The sequence below is a fragment of the Streptomyces sp. NBC_00989 genome (assembly GCF_045162655.1).
In the GTDB taxonomy this organism is placed as follows: Bacteria; Actinomycetota; Actinomycetes; order Streptomycetales; family Streptomycetaceae; genus Streptomyces.
The window spans coordinates 263,162-284,398 of the sequence record NZ_CP108728.1 but is presented as its reverse complement, the minus strand read 5'-3'; the positions used below and the strand labels follow the sequence as shown (position 1 = coordinate 284,398).

24 protein-coding genes and 2 pseudogenes are annotated in these 21,237 nt (G+C 67.9%); 17 read left to right on the top strand and 9 right to left on the bottom strand.

Annotation, left to right across the window (positions count from 1 at the left end; translation table 11 throughout):
• Positions 1–191 precede the first annotated feature (191 nt).
• From OG714_RS01355 to OG714_RS01340, 4 genes and pseudogenes are all read left to right on the top strand, one after another.
• Entirely contained in the window at positions 192–1,703 is a 1,512-nt protein-coding gene (locus OG714_RS01355) for an RHS repeat-associated core domain-containing protein (RefSeq protein WP_406117913.1), read from the top strand.
• Between the two features lie 104 nt (positions 1,704–1,807).
• Complete coding sequence (locus OG714_RS01350; RefSeq protein ID WP_406117912.1) at positions 1,808–2,227, top strand: hypothetical protein; 420 nt, start codon at positions 1,808–1,810, stop codon at positions 2,225–2,227.
• Between the two features lie 241 nt (positions 2,228–2,468).
• Positions 2,469–2,606: pseudogene (locus OG714_RS01345) on the top strand (pentapeptide repeat-containing protein); the annotation flags it as partial.
• Positions 2,586–2,753 carry a pentapeptide repeat-containing protein gene (locus OG714_RS01340; protein WP_406131685.1) on the top strand — a complete coding sequence of 56 codons (168 nt, stop codon included), beginning with the start codon at positions 2,586–2,588 and terminating at the stop codon, positions 2,751–2,753. The pseudogene OG714_RS01345 and the gene OG714_RS01340, both read left to right, overlap by 21 nt.
• On the opposite strand, the gene OG714_RS01335 is transcribed toward OG714_RS01340, so the two are convergent.
• A protein-coding gene (locus OG714_RS01335; protein WP_406117910.1) for an IS5 family transposase occupies positions 2,723–3,540 on the bottom strand; the annotation gives its coding sequence in 2 pieces (ribosomal slippage) (positions 2,723–3,186 and positions 3,186–3,540; 819 coding nt in all). The two genes, OG714_RS01340 and OG714_RS01335, sit on opposite strands and share 31 nt — an antisense overlap.
• A 149-nt stretch (positions 3,541–3,689) precedes the next feature.
• On the opposite strand from OG714_RS01335, the gene OG714_RS01330 reads away from it, so the two are divergent.
• Positions 3,690–4,115, top strand: a complete 426-nt coding sequence (locus OG714_RS01330) for a hypothetical protein (protein WP_406117909.1) — start codon at positions 3,690–3,692, stop codon at positions 4,113–4,115.
• 74 nt (positions 4,116–4,189) lie between these two features.
• Here OG714_RS01330 and istB read toward each other — a convergent pair whose 3' ends face one another.
• The 5 genes from istB to OG714_RS01305 form a co-directional block, all read right to left on the bottom strand.
• Complete coding sequence (gene istB, locus OG714_RS01325; RefSeq protein WP_329556472.1) at positions 4,190–4,981, bottom strand: IS21-like element helper ATPase IstB; 792 nt, start codon at positions 4,979–4,981, stop codon at positions 4,190–4,192.
• On the bottom strand, positions 4,981–6,519 hold the full coding sequence (istA, locus tag OG714_RS01320; protein WP_406117846.1) for an IS21 family transposase: 1,539 nt from the start codon (positions 6,517–6,519) through the stop codon (positions 4,981–4,983). The genes istB and istA overlap by 1 nt, the downstream gene beginning before the upstream one ends.
• A gap of 210 nt (positions 6,520–6,729) precedes the next feature.
• Positions 6,730–7,092, bottom strand: coding sequence for a transposase (locus OG714_RS01315; protein WP_406117908.1), 363 nt, complete (start codon positions 7,090–7,092; stop codon positions 6,730–6,732).
• Between the two features lie 216 nt (positions 7,093–7,308).
• On the bottom strand, positions 7,309–7,470 hold the full coding sequence (locus OG714_RS01310; protein ID WP_406117907.1) for a hypothetical protein: 162 nt from the start codon (positions 7,468–7,470) through the stop codon (positions 7,309–7,311).
• A 304-nt stretch (positions 7,471–7,774) separates the two neighbouring features.
• Positions 7,775–8,212: a MarR family winged helix-turn-helix transcriptional regulator gene (locus OG714_RS01305; RefSeq protein ID WP_406117906.1), complete on the bottom strand. Its 438-nt coding sequence runs from the start codon at positions 8,210–8,212 to the stop codon at positions 7,775–7,777.
• Between the two features lie 269 nt (positions 8,213–8,481).
• Here OG714_RS01305 and OG714_RS01300 point away from each other — a divergent pair, with 269 nt between their 5' ends.
• The 7 genes and pseudogenes from OG714_RS01300 (at position 8,482) to OG714_RS01270 (ending at position 12,579) form a co-directional block, all read left to right on the top strand.
• On the top strand, positions 8,482–9,288 hold the full coding sequence (locus OG714_RS01300; protein ID WP_406117905.1) for an MBL fold metallo-hydrolase: 807 nt from the start codon (positions 8,482–8,484) through the stop codon (positions 9,286–9,288).
• A gap of 2 nt (positions 9,289–9,290) precedes the next feature.
• Complete coding sequence (locus OG714_RS01295; RefSeq protein WP_406117904.1) at positions 9,291–9,701, top strand: nuclear transport factor 2 family protein; 411 nt, start codon at positions 9,291–9,293, stop codon at positions 9,699–9,701.
• A gap of 136 nt (positions 9,702–9,837) precedes the next feature.
• Positions 9,838–10,977 (top strand): ABC transporter substrate-binding protein, encoded by a 1,140-nt coding sequence (locus OG714_RS01290; protein ID WP_406117902.1) that lies wholly within the window; start codon positions 9,838–9,840, stop codon positions 10,975–10,977.
• A gap of 59 nt (positions 10,978–11,036) precedes the next feature.
• A pseudogene (locus tag OG714_RS01285) lies at positions 11,037–11,144 on the top strand (AAA family ATPase); the annotation flags it as partial.
• A gap of 128 nt (positions 11,145–11,272) precedes the next feature.
• Positions 11,273–11,497 (top strand): transposase, encoded by a 225-nt coding sequence (locus tag OG714_RS01280; protein WP_406117901.1) that lies wholly within the window; start codon positions 11,273–11,275, stop codon positions 11,495–11,497.
• Positions 11,498–11,535: 38 nt separating this feature from the next.
• Positions 11,536–12,201, top strand: coding sequence for a YbhB/YbcL family Raf kinase inhibitor-like protein (locus OG714_RS01275; protein ID WP_406117900.1), 666 nt, complete (start codon positions 11,536–11,538; stop codon positions 12,199–12,201).
• A gap of 99 nt (positions 12,202–12,300) precedes the next feature.
• A complete protein-coding gene (locus OG714_RS01270) occupies positions 12,301–12,579 on the top strand; it encodes a hypothetical protein (protein ID WP_406117899.1) in 279 nt (92 codons plus the stop codon).
• 58 nt (positions 12,580–12,637) lie between these two features.
• Here the strand turns inward: OG714_RS01270 and OG714_RS01265 are convergent, their stop codons facing one another.
• Together OG714_RS01265 and OG714_RS01260 are read right to left on the bottom strand one after the other, a co-directional pair.
• Positions 12,638–12,919, bottom strand: a complete 282-nt coding sequence (locus OG714_RS01265; RefSeq protein WP_406117897.1) for a hypothetical protein — start codon at positions 12,917–12,919, stop codon at positions 12,638–12,640.
• 547 nt (positions 12,920–13,466) lie between these two features.
• Positions 13,467–13,970 (bottom strand): MarR family winged helix-turn-helix transcriptional regulator, encoded by a 504-nt coding sequence (locus tag OG714_RS01260; RefSeq protein ID WP_406117896.1) that lies wholly within the window; start codon positions 13,968–13,970, stop codon positions 13,467–13,469.
• 89 nt (positions 13,971–14,059) lie between these two features.
• On the opposite strand from OG714_RS01260, the gene OG714_RS01255 reads away from it, so the two are divergent.
• The 5 genes from OG714_RS01255 to OG714_RS01235 all read left to right on the top strand — a co-directional run bounded on the left by OG714_RS01255 (position 14,060) and on the right by OG714_RS01235 (position 19,785).
• The gene (locus OG714_RS01255; protein ID WP_406117895.1) at positions 14,060–14,596 is read left to right on the top strand and encodes a dihydrofolate reductase family protein; all 537 of its coding nucleotides are present in this window, start codon (positions 14,060–14,062) and stop codon (positions 14,594–14,596) included.
• A 411-nt stretch (positions 14,597–15,007) separates the two neighbouring features.
• Positions 15,008–15,511: a cupin domain-containing protein gene (locus OG714_RS01250; protein WP_406117893.1), complete on the top strand. Its 504-nt coding sequence runs from the start codon at positions 15,008–15,010 to the stop codon at positions 15,509–15,511.
• A 446-nt stretch (positions 15,512–15,957) separates the two neighbouring features.
• Positions 15,958–16,428, top strand: coding sequence for a hypothetical protein (locus tag OG714_RS01245; RefSeq protein ID WP_406117891.1), 471 nt, complete (start codon positions 15,958–15,960; stop codon positions 16,426–16,428).
• Positions 16,429–16,525: 97 nt separating this feature from the next.
• Positions 16,526–18,547 carry a LodA/GoxA family CTQ-dependent oxidase gene (locus tag OG714_RS01240; RefSeq protein WP_406117889.1) on the top strand — a complete coding sequence of 674 codons (2,022 nt, stop codon included), beginning with the start codon at positions 16,526–16,528 and terminating at the stop codon, positions 18,545–18,547.
• The gene (locus OG714_RS01235; RefSeq protein ID WP_406117888.1) at positions 18,544–19,785 is read left to right on the top strand and encodes an NAD(P)/FAD-dependent oxidoreductase; all 1,242 of its coding nucleotides are present in this window, start codon (positions 18,544–18,546) and stop codon (positions 19,783–19,785) included. The genes OG714_RS01240 and OG714_RS01235 overlap by 4 nt, the downstream gene beginning before the upstream one ends.
• 382 nt (positions 19,786–20,167) lie before the next feature.
• On the opposite strand, the gene OG714_RS01230 is transcribed toward OG714_RS01235, so the two are convergent.
• Positions 20,168–21,064: an aminoglycoside phosphotransferase family protein gene (locus tag OG714_RS01230; protein WP_406117887.1), complete on the bottom strand. Its 897-nt coding sequence runs from the start codon at positions 21,062–21,064 to the stop codon at positions 20,168–20,170.
• Positions 21,065–21,237: the final 173 nt, after the last annotated feature.

Below are 21,237 nucleotides of genomic sequence, written 5' to 3'. Positions count from 1 at the left end.
CCACCAAGGGGCCTCTTCCTTTGATCCACGGCCTAGCCGCAGATCAAACCGTTTCCCTGTTCGGCCTCGCCGCTTCCCCCGACCTATGTACCGGAGGCAACACACTCCAGCCCCGACCACCACCGGCCCTAAGCAACCACCTGACGGGCCTGGCGGACCTCCGCTACGACACGACCAAGGACCCGCGCGGTGTGGAGACTTCCCGCACCGACTCGGTCGTCGGCACCTACGACGCGGACGGCGACCTCGCCACCGAGTCACTGCCCGGCGGCTACACCCTGACCGTCACCCAGGACGAGGTGGGCACGGAGACGTCCCGGGTCTACACCCAGGACAGCGATGGCGCCGTCGTCGCCTCCGACAACGTCGACCAGAGCGTCCAGGGCCAGGTCGTCGCGGACGCCGACACCGCTGGACAAAGCCGCAGCCGCGCCTACACCTACGATGCGGCCGGACGCCTCACCGGGGCTGACGACACCGATCCGGACGGCGCCTGCACCCGCCGCGACTACACCTTCGACAGCAACTCCAACCGCACCGCCCTCGCCGTCGCCACCAGCGACGTCGGCGCGGCTTGCACGTCTACGGGTGCGACGACGACGTCGTACACCTACGACAGCGCCGACCGGCTCGAGAGCTCCGGCACGGTCTACGACGCTCTCGGGCGCACCACGACCCAGGCGTCCGGCGCGACGATCGGCTACTACGCCAACGACCTCGTCCGCCAGCAGACCTCCGGCACCAGCCGGCAGACCTGGACCCTGGACGCGGCTGGCCGCCTCGCTGCCTGGACCACCGAAACCAACAACAGTGGCACCTGGACCCAGACCGGATCCAAGACCGACCACTACGGCGCCGACGGCGACAGCCCCGACTGGATCCAGGAGACCAGCACGACGATCAGCCGCAACGTCCAGGGCATCGGCGGAGACCTCGGCGCCGTCACCAGCGCCACCGGCGACACCGTCCTGCAGCTCGCCGACATCCACGGCGACGTCACCGTGGAACTCCCCCTGGACACCAGCCAGACCCTGACCGCACTCGCCTACGACGAGTACGGCAACCCACAGGGCGACACCACCGCCACCCGCTACGGCTGGCTCGGCGGAAAACAACGCTCCAGCGAGACAGTCACCGGCGCCACCCTCATGGGCGTGCGCCTCTACGACCCCACCACCGGACGCTTTCTGTCCATCGACCCCGTACCTGGCGGCTCGGCCAACGCCTACGAGTACTGCGGCGGCGACCCGATCAACCGCTACGACCTCGACGGCAGGTTCTGGGGCTTCCACGTCAACCCCTTCGCGAAGCTCGCCTGGCACTACGGAAGCCGCGCCTACGGCGGCTACCTCAGGTGGAGAAACCGCCAGCAGGCACGCATCGTCGGCTTCGGCCTCGCGTACGTCGGGTCCCGCTACCTCGGCTACCGCTGCCGGTACCGCTACGGTATGCGCGTCTGCTCCGGCGGCAGAGGACTCCATCTGCGAGCCGGAACCACCCTCGGCACTACCTACTTCACCTCGTACAGCAGCAGTGTCACAGCGGACAGAATGCGGCACGAGAAGCGCCACAAGAAGCAGTGGATGAGGTACGGGTGGCACTTCGGCTACATGTACCTCAGAGCAGGCGTAAACGCGTGCCACAACAAGTGGGAACGCCGTGCCGGATACAGAGACGGGCATTACTACGAATGCATCCACTGAACCAACCCCAAAGGCAAGCCATCTGGCCACTGGCGGTGGGCGGGTCGATTTGCGGACTCGCCGTCCTGACGGCCGTGGGTACCTGGGTGTACGGCGTCTACAGCATGTCCGACCCGACCACGACCATCTTGACCGGGATGCGGATCGACGACTCCCGCATCTCGGTCAAGATGCCGACCTGCCCAACGGACAAGGTGGGAACGGTCGAGGTATACAACAGCGACTCCGAAAAGCTGCTCTGGCGGGCAAGTGGCCCCAAGACCCCAGAAGGAAGGCACGGTGCGGTCACCTTGTGGAAGGTGGACGATTTCCTGAAGGCGAGTCCAGGAACACAGCCCAAGACCTTGCCGAACAACCTCGACGTCTCCGTCACCTTCGCCGGAGTTGAGGACGGCACCGGGGACGTGTTCAACATCAGCAAGGTCAAAGCAGCCCATATACCCGACGGGCAGTACTGGACCCGAGACGGTGCCAGAACCGCCGCGCAGATCGACGCACAGCTCAAATGCCACAGCGAGGGATGAGGAGGGCTTCGTAGGCAACAACTGTTGGGTGGGACAGCAACTCTGATCCGCTCGAACCGAGAGGGTGCCGTGCCATGGTGCGGCACCCTCTGTCGGTCGCGGTCAACCTTCGAGATGGCGGATCTCCGAGGAAGTGACATCGTGATGAGACGGCTCTCTGCTGACACTCCGTGAGGCACCGCGTGAAGCCGCAGCTCACAAGAGCGCCGTAAGACATGGACGATGAGTCCCTACAGACCTCACCCTGGCGACCCTCACGAAGGCCGATCTGACTGAGGCGACGCTCAGGAAGGCCGACCTGACCGGAGCGACGCTGACCGAGGCCGACCTGACCGAGGCGGCACTCACGGAGACCGACCTGTACGGGACGACTCTTACGAAGGCCAACCTGTTCAAGGCGACGCTCACGAGGGCCGATCTGACCGGGGCGAGGCTGACGGGAGCCAACCTGACCGAGGCGGTACTCACGGAAGCCCCACTGCTTAAGACCGTGTCCTACGTGGTGAGGCGGACGAGGCGTTTGTAGCAGCAGAGGGCGGCGGCGAGTCCGAGGAAGGCCAGGTAGTTGCGGGGATTGCGCTCGTAGCGGGGGTTGGGTCTGCGGTAGCCGGACAGCCACGACATCGTGCGCTCGATCACCCACCTTCGGCGTCCCAACCGTTCACTGGACTCGATGCCTTTGCGCGCGATCCTGACTCCGATGCGCTTGCCGCGCAGCCATTTCCGCAGGCTGGCATGGTCGTAGGCTTTGTCTGCGTGCAGGCGCTGGGGCTTGAAGTACCGGCCTCGGTGAGGGTCGTGTCTCGTTTGGTGACCGGCGACCATGGGCTTCAGCCCTTCGCTGTCGTGGGTGTTGCTGGCTGAGACACCGACGAGGAGGGGTAGTCCGTTCGCGTCCGACAGGACGTGCATCTTGGAGCCCGGCTTGCCCCGGTCCACGGGGCTCGGGCCTGTGTGTGCGCCCCTTTTTTAGCCCTGACGTGGGCGGTGTCGAGGACGACGCGGGTGACGTCGATGAGTCCGGCGTCGTCGAGGCGGTGCAGCACGGCTTCGTGCAGGCGGCCCCAGACGCCGGCTCTCGACCAGATCAGGAATCTGCGGTGGGCGGTCGACTTCGATATCCCGAAGCAGGGCGGCAGTTGGCGCCAGGCACAACCGCTGACCAGGACGTAGATGATGGCGGCGAACAGCGTCTCATCAGGCGTGTCCTGCGTTCCGTCGCCCTGCGGCCGCACTCTCGACGGCGGGATCAGCGGCTTCGCGATCTCCCACAGACCATCCGGAACAATCCAACTCCACGTACCCCGCCCCATGACCAGTCCAACGAATGATCACCATGTAGGACACGGTCTAAATACCCGGCATCTCAACAGCCCCACACCGCGCGTGTCAGCGGTCAAGTAATTCGGCTCTGGCGAAGATCTTGTGACGCGCGACCACGCTCGGCTGCTTGGGTGGGGTCATGGATGATGTGGCGATGTTCGTCCGCACGGAGAAGATGCCGCAGATCCCGCCGCGGCCGATGACAGTTCGGGTTCACACACCCATTGGAGCCGCCGTGGTGCTCTGGCGTGGTGATCCGCAGGAAGCCGACGGCAATCACCTCGTCGAATGGACCGTCGACGTCGACATCCTCTGGGGGCAGAACACGCAGTCAGCATCTCTTGCCGAGCCTGGACTCCGGCAGGAGGGGGACCATGTGGTTATGAGGGGGCAGCTCCATCTCGACGAGGACGGGGCCTATCTTCAGATGGGCAACTGGCCGGTCCTGTTCGATCTCGCATCGGCGATCCCCGGCACCATTGACGGCGCTTGGGTAGAGATCAGCGTCGAAACACACAGCCTCGCTTGTCAACGGCCTCTTGATCGTCCCCGCTGGCGGCCGTGAGGCATCCCCGCAGGTGGACGACATGATCGCCCCGCTTGCGGCCAGATATTCTCCCCGCCTTCGATTCACGTGGATCAGCTGAAGGGCTTCACTCCCTTTCCGGTGGTGGCCTCGGTGAACCGGAACGAATCACCCTGAGTGACCGTGACGTGGGCGTGGTGGAGGAGTCGGTCGACGGTCGCGGTGGCCAGGGTCTTGGGCATGATCTCGTCGAATCCGGACGGATGGAGGTTGCTCGAAACCGCGATCGAGCGCCGTTCATATGCGGCATCGACCAGGCGGTAGAAGCCCTCGGCGGCGTCCTCGGAGACGGGCAGCAGGCCGATGTCGTCGACGATTATCAGGTCCGAGCGGACGATCTTCGCGAGGGCCCGGGCGATGGAGTCGTCCGCGCGGTGCCGGCGGACCAGCATCCCCAGGTCCTCGATGGTGAACCAGGCGACGGTCAGGCCGGCCTCGACCGCGGTCTGCCCGAGGGCCTCGGTGAAGTGCGACTTTCCCGTCCCCGACGGTCCACAAATACAAAAATTCTCCCGTCGGCCGACCCATTCCAGGCTCTTGAGGGCGTCCTGAGTGGCCCGCGGTATGGACGACTTGGTCTCGTGCCAGTCCCCGAAGGTCTTGCCGGTGGGGAACCCGGCCCGCTTGCGGCGAGTGTGCAGGTTGGCCCGGTCGCGGCCGGCGGCTTCCTCCGCCAGCAGGACGCGGACGACCTCGGCGGGATCCCAGCGTTGGGCCTTCGCGGTGGGGATGATGTCGGTCAACGAGCGGCGGATGTGCGGCAGTTTGAGCCGTCTGGTGAGCTCGATGGCCTCGGAGAGCGGGTCGCCGTTCGTGCCGAGAACGGTGCGGATCGGGGTGGCCATCAGACGTGGTCGCTTTCGTCGTGCTCGGAAAGATCAGGAGTGCTCGGGGCGGGGGCGCCGAGGGCGGACCAGGCAGAGGTGCCGGGCTGCAGCGAGTGGGCCTCACTGCGGCGGACCGGCTCGGCCAGGCCGTGAACGGCCTGGTAGTCGAGGATCGACAAAAGGTCCTTGTCCGCGAAGCGGGAGGTGACCGCGGCGGTGCCGAGCGCCCGGTCAACTTCCGCTATGGAGTAGAGCTTTGAGAGCGCGACGGCCTCGGCCATCTTCGCCTTGATCCGGCGAACCCCGGCAGCCCCGGCCTCGACCAGCCAGCTCGCAGCACCTGGGCCGAGCTGGAGGAACGCAGCTTCCTCTGCGGAGGTCGCCCTCGGAGTGCGGTCCCTTTCCTTGTCTTCGCGCGGCGGGTAGTGGGCATCCTCCAGGACCGGCGAGCCGGGCTCGCCGCGCGGGTGGCGGGCGACCTCGTGGGCCGAGCCGGTCTCGTCGACGGCGGTGACGATCAGCTCGTCGCCGTGGAAACGGGCCCAGACCCGGGTGTCGATCAGCTCGTGCGGGACTGAGTAGCGGACCGCGTCGACCGAGATCGTCGACTCCCAGGTCACCCGGCGGGTGGTGCCGAAGGCGGCGGTGAACGGCCGCCTCGGCAACGGATGCAGACGCTGTTGTTCCTCCGCGAGCCGCTCGACCGGCTTGCGTCGAGTCGCCTTGTGCGTGCGGGAGTTGACCTCCTCGCAGAACTGCCGGCAGGCGGCTTCCAGCTCGCCGAACGTCTTGTATTGTTCGCGCAGATTGACGTCCCGGGGCACCAGATCGGCCTTCGCGATCTTCACCGTGGACTCGGATCCGCCCTTGGTTTCCGGGTCCGCCGGCAGACACGTACGAATCGTCGTGCCGTAGTGCCTCGCGACCTCGACGATCTCCGGGTTGCGGACCGCGATCCCGGCGACGTGGTCGATGGTGACCGTCTTCTCGTTGTCCGTAAGGACATAGGCCGGGACCCCGCCGATCCTGCGGAAGGTGGCGTCCAGACATGCGGTGATCGTCGGCAACGTCTTGTCCCAGATCGGGATGACGACGCGGAAACGGGACCAGGCCACCCATGCGCAGAACAGCGTGGTCTTGCGGCCCTTGATCACCGGCCCGTCGCCGAAGTCGTACTGAATCCAGAGCCCCGGCTCGGTCACCCACGGCCGGTAGACCCTGCGCAGACCGGCCCTGAACTGGGCTTTCGCCTCGGCCACCGTGCGGCGGGTGGTGCGTTCCCCACCGGTGAAACCCATCGCGGCGATCCTCTTGTGGACCACGTCCGCGCGGATACGGCCTTGCGAGCGGACCACCAGCTCCTCGATCTTCGGCAGATAATCGTCGATCGCGCGAGCCCGGTGACGGCGCTGGTCAGGATGCTGACCGGCCGCCCGCATCTTCACATAACGGGCCACCGTGTGGTGGTCGCACCCGGCCAGCTCGGCCGCCGCACGGTAACTGCCTGTGAGGTCGTATGCCTCAAGGATCTCCATGATCTCCCTGCTGTTCTTCACCCGCTCCAGCGTCGCCGAGCGGGACTACTCGGGGCGAGCGGGGAGAAATATCTGGCCGTACGCGGGGATTCCCGAGGCCACAAAATGCGCCGTAGATGGCCGCCACCGGGGAGCTTACGGAGGCCGCCGTCACTCGCTCTTCACCCTTATCGGACCTGACGTACAAGATCTGCGACACGGCCGAAAGTAGGGCGTGTGACGTCGGCGAGATCACGGACTGTGGAGTACGCGTCTGCGGAGGAGGTCGAGGCTGGCCCGGCCGAACCCCATGCGTTTGAGGAGCTTGACGCGTGTCACGTGACCTTCGACCTGGCCTGAGCTCCACGAGGTGGACAGCGCGGCGGTGACAGCGTCGTGGTCGCGGCGCAGGCCGTTGACCAGGGTATGCAAGGCGGGCAAGTCGTCCGCGAGCACGCGGTCCATCCAGCAGGGCAGCAGGTCGCCGCGGAGGTCACGCATCATGTCGGCGAAGTCGCGGGCGTGTCTTGCAGCGGCGTCGAGTTCAGGGCAGGCGGTCCGGATCTCCTTGAGTTCGGTCGCATCAGTCTCGGAGAGGTGTCCTGGGTTCGTCATGATCGAGCGGACGACATGGCGGGGCTTCGGTGCCGGCCGGGGCTCAGGAGGGGCCGCTGGCGGGTACTTGGGCCGGGGGCTGTGGGGCTTCTTGAACGGGCGGAAGTAGCGGGCGGACGCACTGGACGTCTCCGGTGAAGCCCTGCTCGCGCAGCTCATGGTGGAGCTGCTGACGGCTTCCCTGTCACCGACGAATTGCTCGCCCGCCTCTCCTCATCACAGGACGAGCACATCAACTTCAAGGTCCGCGAGGCGGGCCGCGTCGAAGTGGCAGAAGGACCGCCGGGTGTCGGGGGTGCCCTTCGCCTCCACGAGATCGGCGTCAGAGTCGGCGGACGTCGCACGAGCCAGTCGCCGGGTCGGTCCGTAGGTCGTCAAGCCCGCCACCTGCGGGAGAAGACCCACCGCGGTCCATTGCCCTGGCCCGGGTCGAGGACGTTGCCGCGGCGGTGACCACGGACTTGCTGCAGCCGTTCGCGGCCAAGTCGGAAGCGAATGTCATCGCTCTCCGGCAGCCCTGGTTCCGGGCCGGCGCGGGCCTCAGAGCCCGTCGCTCGCGCCGAACGTGGAGGGCTGTCTCGTGCAGGGTGCCTCGTCCAGCTGTCGGTGGCCGAGTGCGAGGACCGTTACCGCCGACCATCGTCCGGAGCTCGCAGCTATCGCCTGGGTCTACGGCCCGAGCTCACTGGTTGGCGTCGCGGAGTGTGCGCAGGATGCGTGCAAAGTGGCAGCGATCTTCGGCTGAGAGCACGGACGTGACATGACTGCGCAGGTGGGAGACATGGGCGGTCAACGCCTTGTTGAGAGCTTCGCCGCCCTGCTCGGTCAGTACGGCGAGTGCCGCCCGCCGGTCGCGGCGGTCGGGCTCTCGGCGGATCAGCCCTTCCCTCTCGATGCGGTCGGCGAGCCGGGTGAAGCCGCCCGAGCTGAAGGACACGGCATCGGCCAGGTCGGTCATGCGCATCCGGTGACCGGGTGTGCGGCCCAGTCGCAGCAGCACCTCGAACCAGCTGTCGGGAATGCCCATATCGCGGTTCACCAGTGGCTTGATGCAGGCGTGGGCCTCCACGAACAGACCGAAGAGGGTCACGTCCTCGTCATTCAGCAGTTGCTCATTCACCTCACCAGGATGCCAGAAGTTGGGCGCCGGAAGACTCTGCCCTTGCAGAGTCTGCACCAGCAGATATATTGTCTGAGTCGGCAGACACATTCGGTGTACACCCGCTCATGAGGAGCCCGTCTCAAGCGCAAGCACGTGGTGTCGCCCGCCGCGTCGGCAGCGGCCGGGGCTGACGTCCGATCGGGCGCCGCACCCGTCTTTCCAGGACGCACCGCCACAGGGCGGAGCGTCGGTTTCCCCCAACCAGCACCTCACGTCAGGAAGCAGCCATGAGCACTCTTTCCTTCAAGGTCCTCGACCTCGACTTCCCGGCCGGCAGTAAGAACAAGACGGCCACCCTCGTCACCGGCGAGAACGAGGCCCTGCTGGTCGACGCCGCCTTCACCCGCGCCGACGGCCACCGACTCGCCGCCGAGATCCTCGACTCCGGCAAGAAGCTGACCACCGTCTTCGTCAGCCATGCCGACCCCGACTTCTACTTCGGCGCCGAGGTGATCGCCGACGCCTTCCCGGATGCGGCGTTCGTCGCCACCCCGCTCGTCATCGAGCACATCCAGGACTCCTACGAGGGCAAGCTCAAGGCGTGGGCCGCGCTCGGCCCGAACCTGCCCACCCGCCTGGTCGACCTGACCGCGCTGACCGGTGACCTCACCCTGGAGGGCCACCGCTTCGAGCTCAAGGGCGGCCCGGCCGCGCTGCCCGACCGCCACTACCTGTGGCAGGCCGAGCACCGTGCCCTCCTCGGCGGCGTCCTGCTCTTCCAGCAGGAGCACGTCTGGGTCGCCGACACCCCCACCCCGGGCGACCGTGCCGCGTGGATCGACCTGCTGGACGAAATGGCCGCGCTGCAGCCGGAGTTGGTCGTGCCGGGGCACCGTCTGCCCGGTACGGCGGCGGACACGTCCGCGATCACCGCGACCCGCGAGTACCTCCTCGCCTTCGAGGAGGAGCTCGCCCAGGCGGCCGACGGCGCCACGCTGACCGAGGCTCTGGTCAAGCGCTACCCCGACAACGGCATGCTGATCGCCGCCCAGATCGGCGCGAAGGTCGCCAAGGGCGAGATGAAGTGGGGCTGACCATGACCGAGTTCACCACCTCCACCGCCCCCGCCGATGTCGTGCGCCGCCAGTACCTCGCGTCCGCGGCAGGTGACCTGGAGGCGCTTCGGGCCACCCTCGCTCCCGACGTGGAGTGGACGGAGATGGCCGGCTTCCCCCTCGCCGGCACCTACCGCACGCCCGACGGCGTCACGTCCAACGTGATGGAGAAGCTGGGCCAGGACTGGACGGGCTGGACCGCCCATGACGACACCTACGTCGTCGACGGCGAGAACGTCGTCGTCCTCGCCCGCTACACCGCGACCAACAAGGCGACAGGGAAGCCGATCGCCGTCCGCGTCGCCCACCACTTCGTCGTCCGCGGCGGACTCATCGTCCGCTTTGAGCAGTTCGTCGACACCGCGCTCGTCCGCGACGCGATGAACGACTGACCATCGCAACGCCAGTCGTTCCCCGCACCTGTCCCACCCCGACGATGTCGCGCCGATGCTCGCCGAGGCGGTCGCACGGGCCGCGGAACGCGCCTGAACCGAGATCACCCTTCCCCCAGGCAGAAAGCGAAATCCCGTGACCAGCTTGCCCAGCCGACGACGTCTTCTCGCCACCGGAGCGGGGGCTGCTCTCAGCCTCGGCACACTCGGCACCACCGCATCCCCCGCCTCGGCCGCTTCCATCAAGTCCGCGACCGGCAGCGGCTCCGAGGAGACCAGGACCCTCGACGAGCTGTACCAGGACGCCCTCGCCGAGGGCGGCAAGCTCGTGGTCTACGCGGGCGGCGACCTCGCCAACTCGGGCAGCGGTGCGGGCGCGCGCACCGCCTTCCGCACACGGTTCCCGGAGATAGACCTCCAGCTGATCGTGGACTACAGCAAGTACCACGATGTCCGGATCGACAACCAGTTCGCGACCGACACCCTCGTCCCCGACGTTGTCCAGCTGCAGACGCTGCAGGACTTCACCCGCTGGAAGCGCGAGGGCCGGCTGCTGCACTACAAGCCCGCCGGCTTCGGCAAGCTGTACAAGAAGTTCCGGGACCCTGACGGCGCCTGGATCTCCGCGCAGGTCATCGCCTTCAGCTACGTCTACGACATCGCGGCGGCCGGCGCGAACGCGCCTAGGTCTCCGCTGGACCTGATCGACCCGCGCTGGAAGGGCAAGGTCGCCTCCTCCTACCCGCACGACGACGATGCGGTCCTCTACCTCTACGCCCTCTACGCGCAGAAGTACGGCTGGGACTGGATGGCGGCCCTCGCCGCCCAGCAGCCGCAGTTCGCTCGTGGTTCGTTCTCGCCCAGCACCGCGATCAACAACAAGACGGCAGTCGTCGGTCTCGGTACCGCAGGCAGTGCGACAGCCACCACCGGGATCCGTATGGGCCTGCCCGACGGGCACCCCTTCATGGCCTGGGGCCAACGACTCGCGATCTTCAAGCAGGCCGCCAACCCGACAGCGGCCAAGCTCTTCCTGAACTGGCAGATCTCCACCGAACGCCAGACTTCCAACAGCTGGTCGGTGCGTACGGACATCGCCGCACCCACCGGCCTCCATCCCGTCTGGGAGTACCCCAACGCCAACGTGGACGGCTTCCCCCGCTTCATGGAAGACCGTGCCGAAGTCGAGCGGCTCAAGCAGACCTTCGCCCTGTACTTCGGGGAGGTCAAGGGTGACCCGACACCCGGTTGGCCCGGTCTGCACCCGGGGGCCTGACCTGCCAGGCCAGGCATTGTGCCGCACCCCGAAGGCTCAGCAGTCTCAGGGTGCGGCATCCCAGACTCTGCGCCGCCATCGTCGACCGGCTCACCTTCGGCGGCAACATCCCCGAGACCGGCGCCGAGTCCTACCGCCTCGTTCGCAGCCGCGAACTCGCCCGTTAAGCCATCCGCACACCATCCGGACTGCTGTCAGAATTCAGCATTCACGGTCAGAGCCATCGGCCAAGCTGCACCGTCGAACGGGTCTGCACGCTCACCGGTGTAATTGATGATCATGGAAGAGACATCAAGTGACTGACACCGTGACCGAGTTCGTGGCCACCGATGACCAGGCGGAACCGTTGCTGGAGACTGCGGCGGTCGAGCAGAAACTGATCGATCAGCTCGTCGAGCAGGCCCGGAGCAAGGGGCTGCAGCTGACCGGCGAGGGCGGGCTGCTGCAGCAGCTGACCAAGGCGGTCCTCGGTCGCACCCTGGCTCGCGCCCTCATCACCCCCTGGGGCGGCGAGGCCTGACACCGGCCTCCATCTGTCCCCGACACGAAGGCATCCCCATGAAGCATCTGATCAACCGCCGCGGACGCCTGGCGGCCCTGACCGCCGCCGCGCTGGCCACCGCAGCCGTGACCGTCACCGTCCTGAGCCAGGGCGCGTCCGCCACCCCCGCCCACAGCGGGCCGCACTACCCGGCGGCGACGCCGAAGGTCTCCCGCGCGGTTGCCGACACCCCGTACGCCAAGCTGCCGAAGGTCCCCTCCTTCAGCCTCAAGAGCACCGACGTGACCACAGGCAAGCAGCTCGGCAAGGCGCAGACCTCGGGGAACATTTCCCCGCAGCTGTCCTGGAAGGGCTTCCCCAAGGGCACCAAGAGCTTCGTGGTGAGCATGTACGACCCGGACGCGGGCACCGGCTCCGGCTTCTGGCACTGGGCCGCCTACAACCTGCCCGCCTCCATCACCACACTGAAGAGCGGCGCGGGCGCCCCGGGCGGCGCAGGGCTGCCGGCCGGAACCGTCCAGGCCCCGAACGACGCTGGCTTCGCTGGCTTCGCCGGCGCGGCCCCGCCCGCCGGGCAGACTCACCGGTACTTCATCACCGTCTACGCCCTGGACACCGACAAGGTCCAGCTCCCGCCCACCGCCGGCCCGGCACTGCTGGGAGCCTCCATCAACAGCCACATCCTCGCCCGCGGCACCCTGGTGCCCCTGGCCACCGGCTGACCCCCGCGCCGTACCCTGCCCCTGCCGCCGGACGACCACGGCGGCGGGGGCAGGGGCCCGTGCCGGAAGGCCCCCACACCTCCCCGCTGCCGTGCCCGGGTGGCGGTCGAAGGCTTCGTCAAAGTCGCGGACACAACGGAAGGCGTGATCGAGGCTGCCACGGACTGCCGGGATGTGCTGATGGCACTCGCGTCGCTACCGGGAGCTCCACCGGAATTGCAGGCGACCTCCCGCCCAGAGTTGATCGAGCTGTGCCGCGGCGGCGTTGAATCTCTTGCGGAGAGCCTGACCGTCTTCGTCGACGAAGCCCGCGAGCCACTCGATGACAACGGCGGGAACCAGCACATTGCCTCGGTCGGCCAGGAGCCGACAGCATGAGACCCTGGGCCTCGACAGGCCCGGGGTCCGGCGGCGCGGGGAGCGGTCAGAAGTTGTCTCAGTAGTCGTCCCGTTCGCAGGGCGGTCCGTACTGCTCGATGAGGTCGCAGGTGCAGGTGCCGCCGTCGTACACCGACTTGTCGCACTCGTCATGGTGGTCCTGCTGCGGCAGCGGCTTCGCCGGGACGGAGCGTGCAGAGACTGAGGCAGGCCGGGCCGGCGCGGGCTGGTCGGCGGTGCGGAACTCGGTGTCGACCACGGTGACCGGCAGGAGGGTCTCGGTGGCGTTGTACTCGGCGCACGCCGTGGCGCCTGGCTCGGTGAGCGCGTCCAGGGCCACCGTTACATCGACTGGCTGTCATCGGGCTGGGTTCGCTGGTGGAGGCGTACACGGCCGATCGTCTGCTCGTCCGGCAGGCGCAGTGATCGGCACGGGGGTGGTCACGGTCAGCCGTGTGTCAGCTCACGGCACGAGGGACACAGCGGGGTTGGCGGTCACCAAGCCTCCCGACTCACCCTGAGGACTTTCTGGAACAGCTCGGCTCACCCGGACTCCAGTGTGATGCCGCAGCTCAGGCTCCCGGGGGCATCGCACCCCAGTGGCGTGTGGGCCTGGGGTGCGATGCCGGTGGCCCCGGACAGCGAGGGTCTCCGGCTGCCCGTGCGCACTCCGCTCGGTCAGCATCTGCGTGCTGTCTCTCCTGAGGGGAGAGGCCGGAGCAGGTAGCCTCATTCGGGAACGGAGACCAGCCTGCACCCGGCCGCGTCCACCACAGCCCGAGCGGGGCCGCCGCTTCGACGGGTCGGTGCTGACGGCAGAGCCTTCCACGACGCCGTTGCCCTGGTGTACTGGCTGAGCAACGGAGACGTGCTGGCGCTCAGCGCGTTCAGATGTCGCGGTTCTTGGCCGCCTGCAGCAGGGTGTACATCGCGTCGTCCAGCTGGTGCTGCTGCCGTTGGGACAGCCCGGACAGCAGCGCGGCCTCGTTGGCGGCGTGGTCACTCATGGCCGCGTCGAGGGTTGCCATGCCCTTGTCGGTGAGTGTCACCAGGAAGCTGCGCCGGTCCTCGGGGTCCAGCTGCCGGTCGATCAGGCCTGCCCGGTCGAGCCGGTCGAGGCGGTTGGTCATCCCGGCCCGGGACAGCATCAGTTGCTCGGACAGCACCGACGGGATCACCACGTAGGGCGGCCCGGACCGGCGGATCGCGGCCAGCACGTCGAACTCTCCGTTTCGCAGGCCGTGGCGGGCGAAAACCTCGTCGAAGGAACGGTTCATGATCGCGGCGAACCGCGTCACCCGCGCCAGGACCTCGACCGGCCACAAGTCCAGGTCGGACCGCTCCCGTCGCCACTGCTCGATCACCGTGTCGACCTCATCGTTCTCACGCATGCCGCCATCATACTATTTGACGAGAGATAGTTTGACGCCTTACTATCTAGGCATCGAACTACGCGTGTTCCGAACACCTGGAGGTCCTCATGCGCAAGATCATCGCGAGTCTGTTCGTGTCCCTCGACGGCGTGGCCGAGGCGCCCGACACCTGGCACTTCCCCTACTTCAACGACGAGATGGGCAACGCCGTCGGCGCGGCCATGGCCGAGTCCGACGCAATGCTGCTCGGCCGCGTCCAGTACCAGCAGTTCGCGGCGTACTGGCCCTCCAGCGAGGATGAGTTCGCCGGCTTCATGAACAACCAGAAGAAGTACGTCGTCACCAACACCCTGACCGAGGCAACCTGGAACAACACCGAGATCATCAGCGGCGACGTGCTCGGCGGGCTCCAGGCGCTCAAGAACTCCGAGGGCAAGGACATCGCCGTGACTGGCAGCCTCACCCTCGTGCGATCACTGCTCACCGCCGGACTGCTCGACCAGTTGCAACTGTTCGTCCACCCGATCGTGCTCGGCAAGGGCGCCCGGTGGTTCGACGACCTCGACACCGTCGAACTGCGACTGGTATCGGCCCAGACCTTCTCCACCGGAGTGATCCTCCAGATCTACACGCAGGCCTCCTGACCACCTCCGCCGGCCTGCGGCCAGCTGTCAGGTCGTGACCGTGGCGGCCAGTGATCATCACTTGACCTCGTCCTTGCCAGCGCCCAGGCCCTGCTCACCGCGCTGAAGCCGTTGATCTGGAACCTGGTGCTGTCGGAGACGAGAAAGGCTGACGTCTGCCTCTTCGCCGTGGTCCGGCCATCGGCCTGGAGCTGCTGATCTTCTCCGTCAGCGTTCGGCTCCTGGTGCAGCCCGCTCCCGCAACCGCCGTCCACGGACTTCCCACTGGTCGACGCCCAATCGGACTACGTGACGGCGAGACGAAGACCGTGGCGTTCGGCATCCCGCTTCGCCACTCCAGCCGTCGTCCTGATCAACACGGTCCCGCGGCTCGCCGCCTGGCCCCCCATCTCAAACCCACGGAGCAGCACCATGTCACTCATCGTCGACTTCGCCGAATCAGTTGTCGTACGCGGCGGCGAATCCGAGGTCATCGGCCAGGCTCCCACCACGATCCGCCTGCTGGCCGACAGCAGTTCCACGGGCGGCGCCCTGTCCACCCAGCGGGTCACCCTCACCGACGGAGCCGACGGTGCCAGACCCCACCACCACGCCAACGCCGCCGAACTGTTCTACATACTCGACGGCACGGCCCAACTGCTGTCCGGCGACCAGATCGTCACCGCACAGACCGGCGACCTGGTCGTTGTACCACCCGGAACAGCCCACGCCTTCGCCGCCGCCCCCGGCCTCAACGCCGACATCCTCATCGTCATCACCCCCGGCGTGGAACGTTTCGAATACTTCCGCCACCTGGAACGCATCGCCCACGGCAGGGTCCCGCCGGAAAGCCTGCTCGGGGTCCAGGAACTCTACGACACGTACTTCCACGACAGCGCCGCCTGGAACGCCCTGCGGCCAAGGCCTGGAAAGTGAAGAGTGCGGCGCCCCCACGACGCGCTGTTGCCAGCTGCTGAGGAGTGTGTGGTCCAGCCGTGTTCCACGTGCTGCGTCGGTTCGGACCAGTTCCAGGTCGCTGGGCAGGCCTTGGGCTCGGGCGGGGGCGATGGCGCCGTCGAAGGTGCGGATGTCCTCCGCCGCGCCATCGCGAAGGGGCACCACCGGGCCGTCCGCACCTGCGTCTGGGGTCTCGTGCCACGGTACCGGTTCGCGCACCACGATCCAGTGCTGCAAGTGGTGTTGAATCGGCGCGTCCGAGCGGCCACGACCGTCGGCTACGTGGAAGGGCACGGGCACGAGCCGGGGGAGCGGGCCGCGTACGGGCTGGCGTGCCGGGCCGCCGACCGGACGCGCCCGTCCAAGCACAAAGAGCCGCGATTCCGGAGGATGACGGCTACACCCGCATCCTCCTGGGCCTACGAGTGAGCGACGGCCGCAGTCTCACCCTGTCCCGTGCCATCGGCGGCGACACCATCGAGGTGTTCAACCACGATCTCCGAGAGGTGCCGTCGGAGCCGGCGGACGAGGCTCTCAAGTTCAAGCACAACGCCAAGTCGAAGAAGAACATCTCCCGCTACCTGCTGACCGTACTGGGGATCGACGGCCAGAGAATTCTCCAGAGCGGCCGCGGCAACGTGCTGCCGCTGAATTTCCGGGACCTCGCGCGCCTGGCCGTCGTCAACGACACGCGTATGGCAGACCAGCACTCACCGGTGCTCGGCACCCGGAATCCGCTGAACGAGACCAGGGAGAAGTCGGTCTTCAAACTCCTCCTCAGCGAGCAGGAGGAGCCAGAACGTCCTGCCGCGCCCAGCAATCTGGAGAAGCAGTTCTTGCCTGCGGACCACACGGACCCCGGCCCTGTGACGGACTGGCGCCGGGTAGGACCCTGACCCGAACCCCACCCTCGGAACGCGAGCTCGGCCTGCGCCCTCTTCATGTGCGACGACATACCTTCGACCGGTTGAATCCACAACGGAGGGTTCTTTGATGGACAGTCACATCGTGCAGGTGAAGATCCACCCCGCCATCGGTGTCGCCCGGGTCGGCAACAGCGCAGAGGCACCCTTCATCGGCCCGGAATCACCGGACCAGAAACCAGCGGACGCCGGCTCCTACAAGGACGCTTCCGGGGCGATACGGAGGCAGGCCGCACGATTCCGTGTGTACGGCTACAACGCCGCCGGGGAGGTCGTACGGGAACTGAAGCCGGGCAGCGAGGGTGTCACCGAGATTCAGTGGACGGTGCATCTGGCCAACAAGAAGGCCGCCTGGTATCAGTTCCATCTGGCGCTGGACATCCCCGAGGGCAAGACGCTCACGGCAGAGCAATACGGCCGACGCAACGCCGCCGTCGTGGGCACCGACAGGAAGAAGCTGGTCAACGATCCCGGCACCCGCACCGTTCACGGCTCGAAGACCGAGACGCAGAAGTTCGACACCGGCAAGGTCATGGACAAGGCGGTGTACCTCGGCGAGATCTCCACCCGTTCCGACGGCCGCCTGGTGGTGCTCGGCGGCCGGGGAAACTCCGCCTCCTACAAGAACCAGCCGATCATCGGGGTCACCAACAACGACACCTGGTACGACGACGTGTCCGACGGCCCGGTGACAGCGAAGGTCACAATCGACGGCCACGATCTGACCGCCGTCCCGGCCTGGGTCGTGGTGGGACCCCCGCACTACGCCCCCGGCGTGAAGTCCGTCCGTACCCTCTACGACCTGCTATTCGACGTCTTCGTCCAGGCCGGTTCGCTGACCCGCCCGCAGCAGATCTCGTTCGCCGACCACATCGAGCCGATATTCCGCAGGTTCTGCGATCTGCAGTGGGTCAACCACGGTTTCGCGACCCAGTTCGGCTGGAACGGCCCCAACTTCTTCCTCTCCCCGACGATGCGCAAGAGGCTCGCCGATCCGTCCAACCGAACCCGCGAACTGCGCCGCCAGGTGTACGCCTCCTTGCGCGACTACAACCGCGACGGAAAGTCCCCGCTGCCGTGGCCTTGGCTGTACGGCGACGCCATGGCCAGCAAGCCCAAGTCCGTGCTTCAGCACCTGGCGCTGTCGCCGACCCAGGACTGGATGCTGCAGCGTTGGGCGGACGGGGCATTCGTGGCCGGACCCCTGCGGCAGCCGCGCCCCACGGTCGACGCGGCCCCGGCCGCCGAGCAGCCGGGGCTGCTGGACCGGGCGGCCCTGGAGGGCTGCGCCGCCGACGCGTTCCACCCGGGGATCGAGGTCACCTGGCCGATCAGGCACGCGAGCATGTTCAGCGCCCCCTTCCGCATCCGGCACCGCGCCCCCGCCACCGCGGAACCCGACTACGGGCCCACCCTGCTTCCGGACGAGGCGGTCTCCGCCACTGGCCCCCTCCAGGCACAGGGCCCCGGGGACCTCACCCGCTGGATGGCCGCCCCCTGGCAGGCGGATACCGCGAGCTGCCGCTCCGGCTACGAGGTGCTGGCCAACCTGGGGCCTCGGTACAGCCCGTACCTGCCGACCTTCTGGCCTGCCCAGGTACCCAACCATGTGCTCAAGCTGGAGGACTTCGAGAAGGTCAACACGCCGTCGGCCGGGAGCGACGACAGCGCCCGGGAGGAGGCGTTCGAGCGGCGGGCGACCTGGCTGCGCGGACTCACCGGCACCATGAACGAGCAGCGCACCCAGATGATCAAGGACTGGTTCAAACTCGGCGTCGTCGAGGTGCGCGACTACACCGTGGGCGACGGGAAGTTCCCCGAACGGATACTGGTGGAGTCGCGCCCGGCACAACCGCTCGCTCAGGCACCGGACAGGGCGAACCTCGTCAACGTGCAGGTGCCCGAGGTGGGTCCGCACGTGTTGGCCGCGGCGGCAGGCCGCTCGCCCGAGGGAATGCTCGCCCCCGAAGCCGTCGAGGCCGAGTCGGCGGCACGGGCGGTCGGCGAAGCGGCCAGGGCGACCGGCTACCGCGAGGAGGAGATCACCGCCGGATACCTCGAGAAACTCGACCCCTTCCGCGACGCGCGGTGAGCGCCGCCCTCGCTCTCGGCGCGGACACCTACGACGTCGTGGTGGCGGGCGGCGGCCCGGCCGGCTGCGCCGCCGCGCTCATGCTTGCCCGGGCGGGCCGTACGGTCCTGCTGGCGGACGCCGGCACCGGGCCGCCCAAGGTCGGCGAGACGCTCGTACCCGCCGGGCGGGTCCTGCTCGGCGACCTCGGCATAGCCGACCGCGTTCTCGACTCCGGACACCTGCCCTGCTACGGCAGTCTTTCGGCGTGGGGTTCGGCCGACCTGCACACCGTCGACTTCATCAACGACCCGCACGGCCATGGCTGGCACCTCGACCGAAGGCTGTTCGACCAGCGACTGCGCGACGCCTCCCGCGCGGCGGGGGCGGAGGTCGCCGAGGGCACGGCCGTACGCGAAACGGTGCGGACGCCGGACAGCGGCTGGACCTTGGTCCTGCGCGGCGGCACGGGCCCTGCCGGTAGCGGGTCGCGGGGCGGGGGCGGGTCCGGGGGCGGGAGCGGGTCCGATACCGGGCCGGGGTCCGGGTCCGAGGCCGGTTCCGGGTCCGCGTCCGGTGGCGAGCGTACGGTGCGCTGCCGCTGGGTGATCGACGCCACCGGCCGCGCCGCCGCGATAGCGGTCCGGTGCGGGGCCCGGCGGCGGGTCCGGGACCGGCTCACAGCCCTGTACGTGCCCCTGGAAGCGGACCCGCTGGACACCGACCGCCGCTCCCTCGTCGAGTCCGACGAGGACGGCTGGTGGTACACCGCCCCGCAGCCCTCCGGCGGGCGCCTGGTCGCCTACTTCACCGACACCGACCTGCCGGCCGCCACCCACACCGCACGCCACTTCCACCGACGGATGTCGGCTACCCGCCACGTGTCCCGATGGGTCCACCGGTACGGGCCCCCGCCCACGTCACCCACCGCGCCCCGCCGGGCCGCCGCGCACACGGCGCACCTGGACCGGGTGTACGGAGACGGCTGGACCGCCGCCGGTGACGCGGCGGTCGCCTTCGACCCGCTCTCCTCCCAGGGCGTGCTGACCGCCCTCTACACCGGGCTGAGCGCGGGCCTGGCCGTGGACGCCCGCCTGAGTGGCGTTCCTGACGGCGCGGACTCGTCCCTCGGCGCCTACGCGGACCAGGTCGCGGCCGCACGGAGCGCATATCTGCGCGGCCACCGTGTCATCCACGCCCAAGAGGCCCGCTGGACCGACCGCTCCTTCTGGGCGCGGCGCCTGGCCGACGTGCCCTGACAGCCTCGGCCGGTGCGACCTGGACTGCTCAGGCGCACCGGCCTGAGCTTGACTCTGTCGGGGATCTTGGAGTTTCCCGGTACGGCAGCGTGATCAACGGGCATGTTCGGGGCTGTTCCAAAGGTCCTTGTGATTGTCGAGGTGCTCGTTGTCCCTCCGTCCCCGTTCCGGTGAGCAAGTCCCGTCTCTGACCGCGCAGATCGCGCGGGCGAGCAATCCGGACGGCACGACGGCGATGTGGCGGCATCCGTAACTTGCTCGACTTCGAGACAGCCCGGATCGTCGCCGAGATTCTCAGACCGCGGTCCCAATGGCCGGGCTGCATCGATTCCTGTCAGCGAGTGCATGGCTGCCAGGGGGGACCAGTCGATCCATGCCGACGTCAAAGGCCCTTCAGGACACGATCAAGTGCGGACCGGCCTGCGGGCCCCCAGTTCGGCTTGCCGCCAGGCAGGCCGCGATCCCCGGCCTGGCCCATCGCCATCAGGAACAGGCTCCTCATCGCGGCCAGTCCGTGCGCCCGTCGCACCGCTGCTTCGTCCGCCTGTGCGTAGCTGTTGAAAAACCGTGCGGCGCCGCCCGCGGGGAGTAGCAGCCAGGCAGCCGCGAGGTCCCATGCCGGGTCGCCGGCGACCAGCGCGCCGAAGTCGACGACACCCGTCAGTGTCCCGTCTGCGACGACGACGTTCGCGGGATGCAGGTCGCCGTGCACCCACACCGGTGGGCCCTCCCACCCCGGGGCCGCCACCGCTTGACCCCAGACGTCACGGATCTCGTCGGCGAGGTCGGCAGGGGCAACGTCCTGGAAGAAGTGCTCGAAGCCGTCCGTGCAGTTCTTGGGGTGAGCGCCGAAGTCCGAAGCGGTAGGTGCGTCGGTGGGCGCTTCCACGTGCAGCGCCCTGAGGAAGTCCGACAGCGTCTCGGCCGCGTGGTCGCCGCGAGTGATCGAGCCGTGGTCCAGCGGCGTGCCGTCGACCCATGTCATGACGGTCCAGATCTTGGGGAAGCGCTCGGATGGTGCACCGTCCCGTAGGGGGACAGGAATCGGCAGCGGCAGGCGCGCTGCGAGAGTCGGCAGCCACCGGCGCTCCTTGAGCTGCAGATCGGGGCTCGTGTCCATCCGCTGCATCCGGACGGCCAACTCGTCACCGAGGCGCCACATTTGGTTGCCCCAGCCGCCCGCCACTTCGCGGATGGGCAGCTCGGCCAGGTCTGGATGCTGTTCCCGAAGCAGGTCGCGGACCAGATCCTCGCTGATCTCAATCTCGGATTCGATCATGCCGAGTCACCGTACTTGAGGTAGGTGGAGGCCACCTTGCGCTTTGGGAGATCCAGCTCCCCGGCTGGATCTCCCGAGCTCTCTGAAGACCCGCAGGCAAGCGCTGCCGCTATGGCGTCCTCGATGCGTAGACCGGTGTCTCCCAGTTCCTTGAGGAACCACGGCTTGCTGCT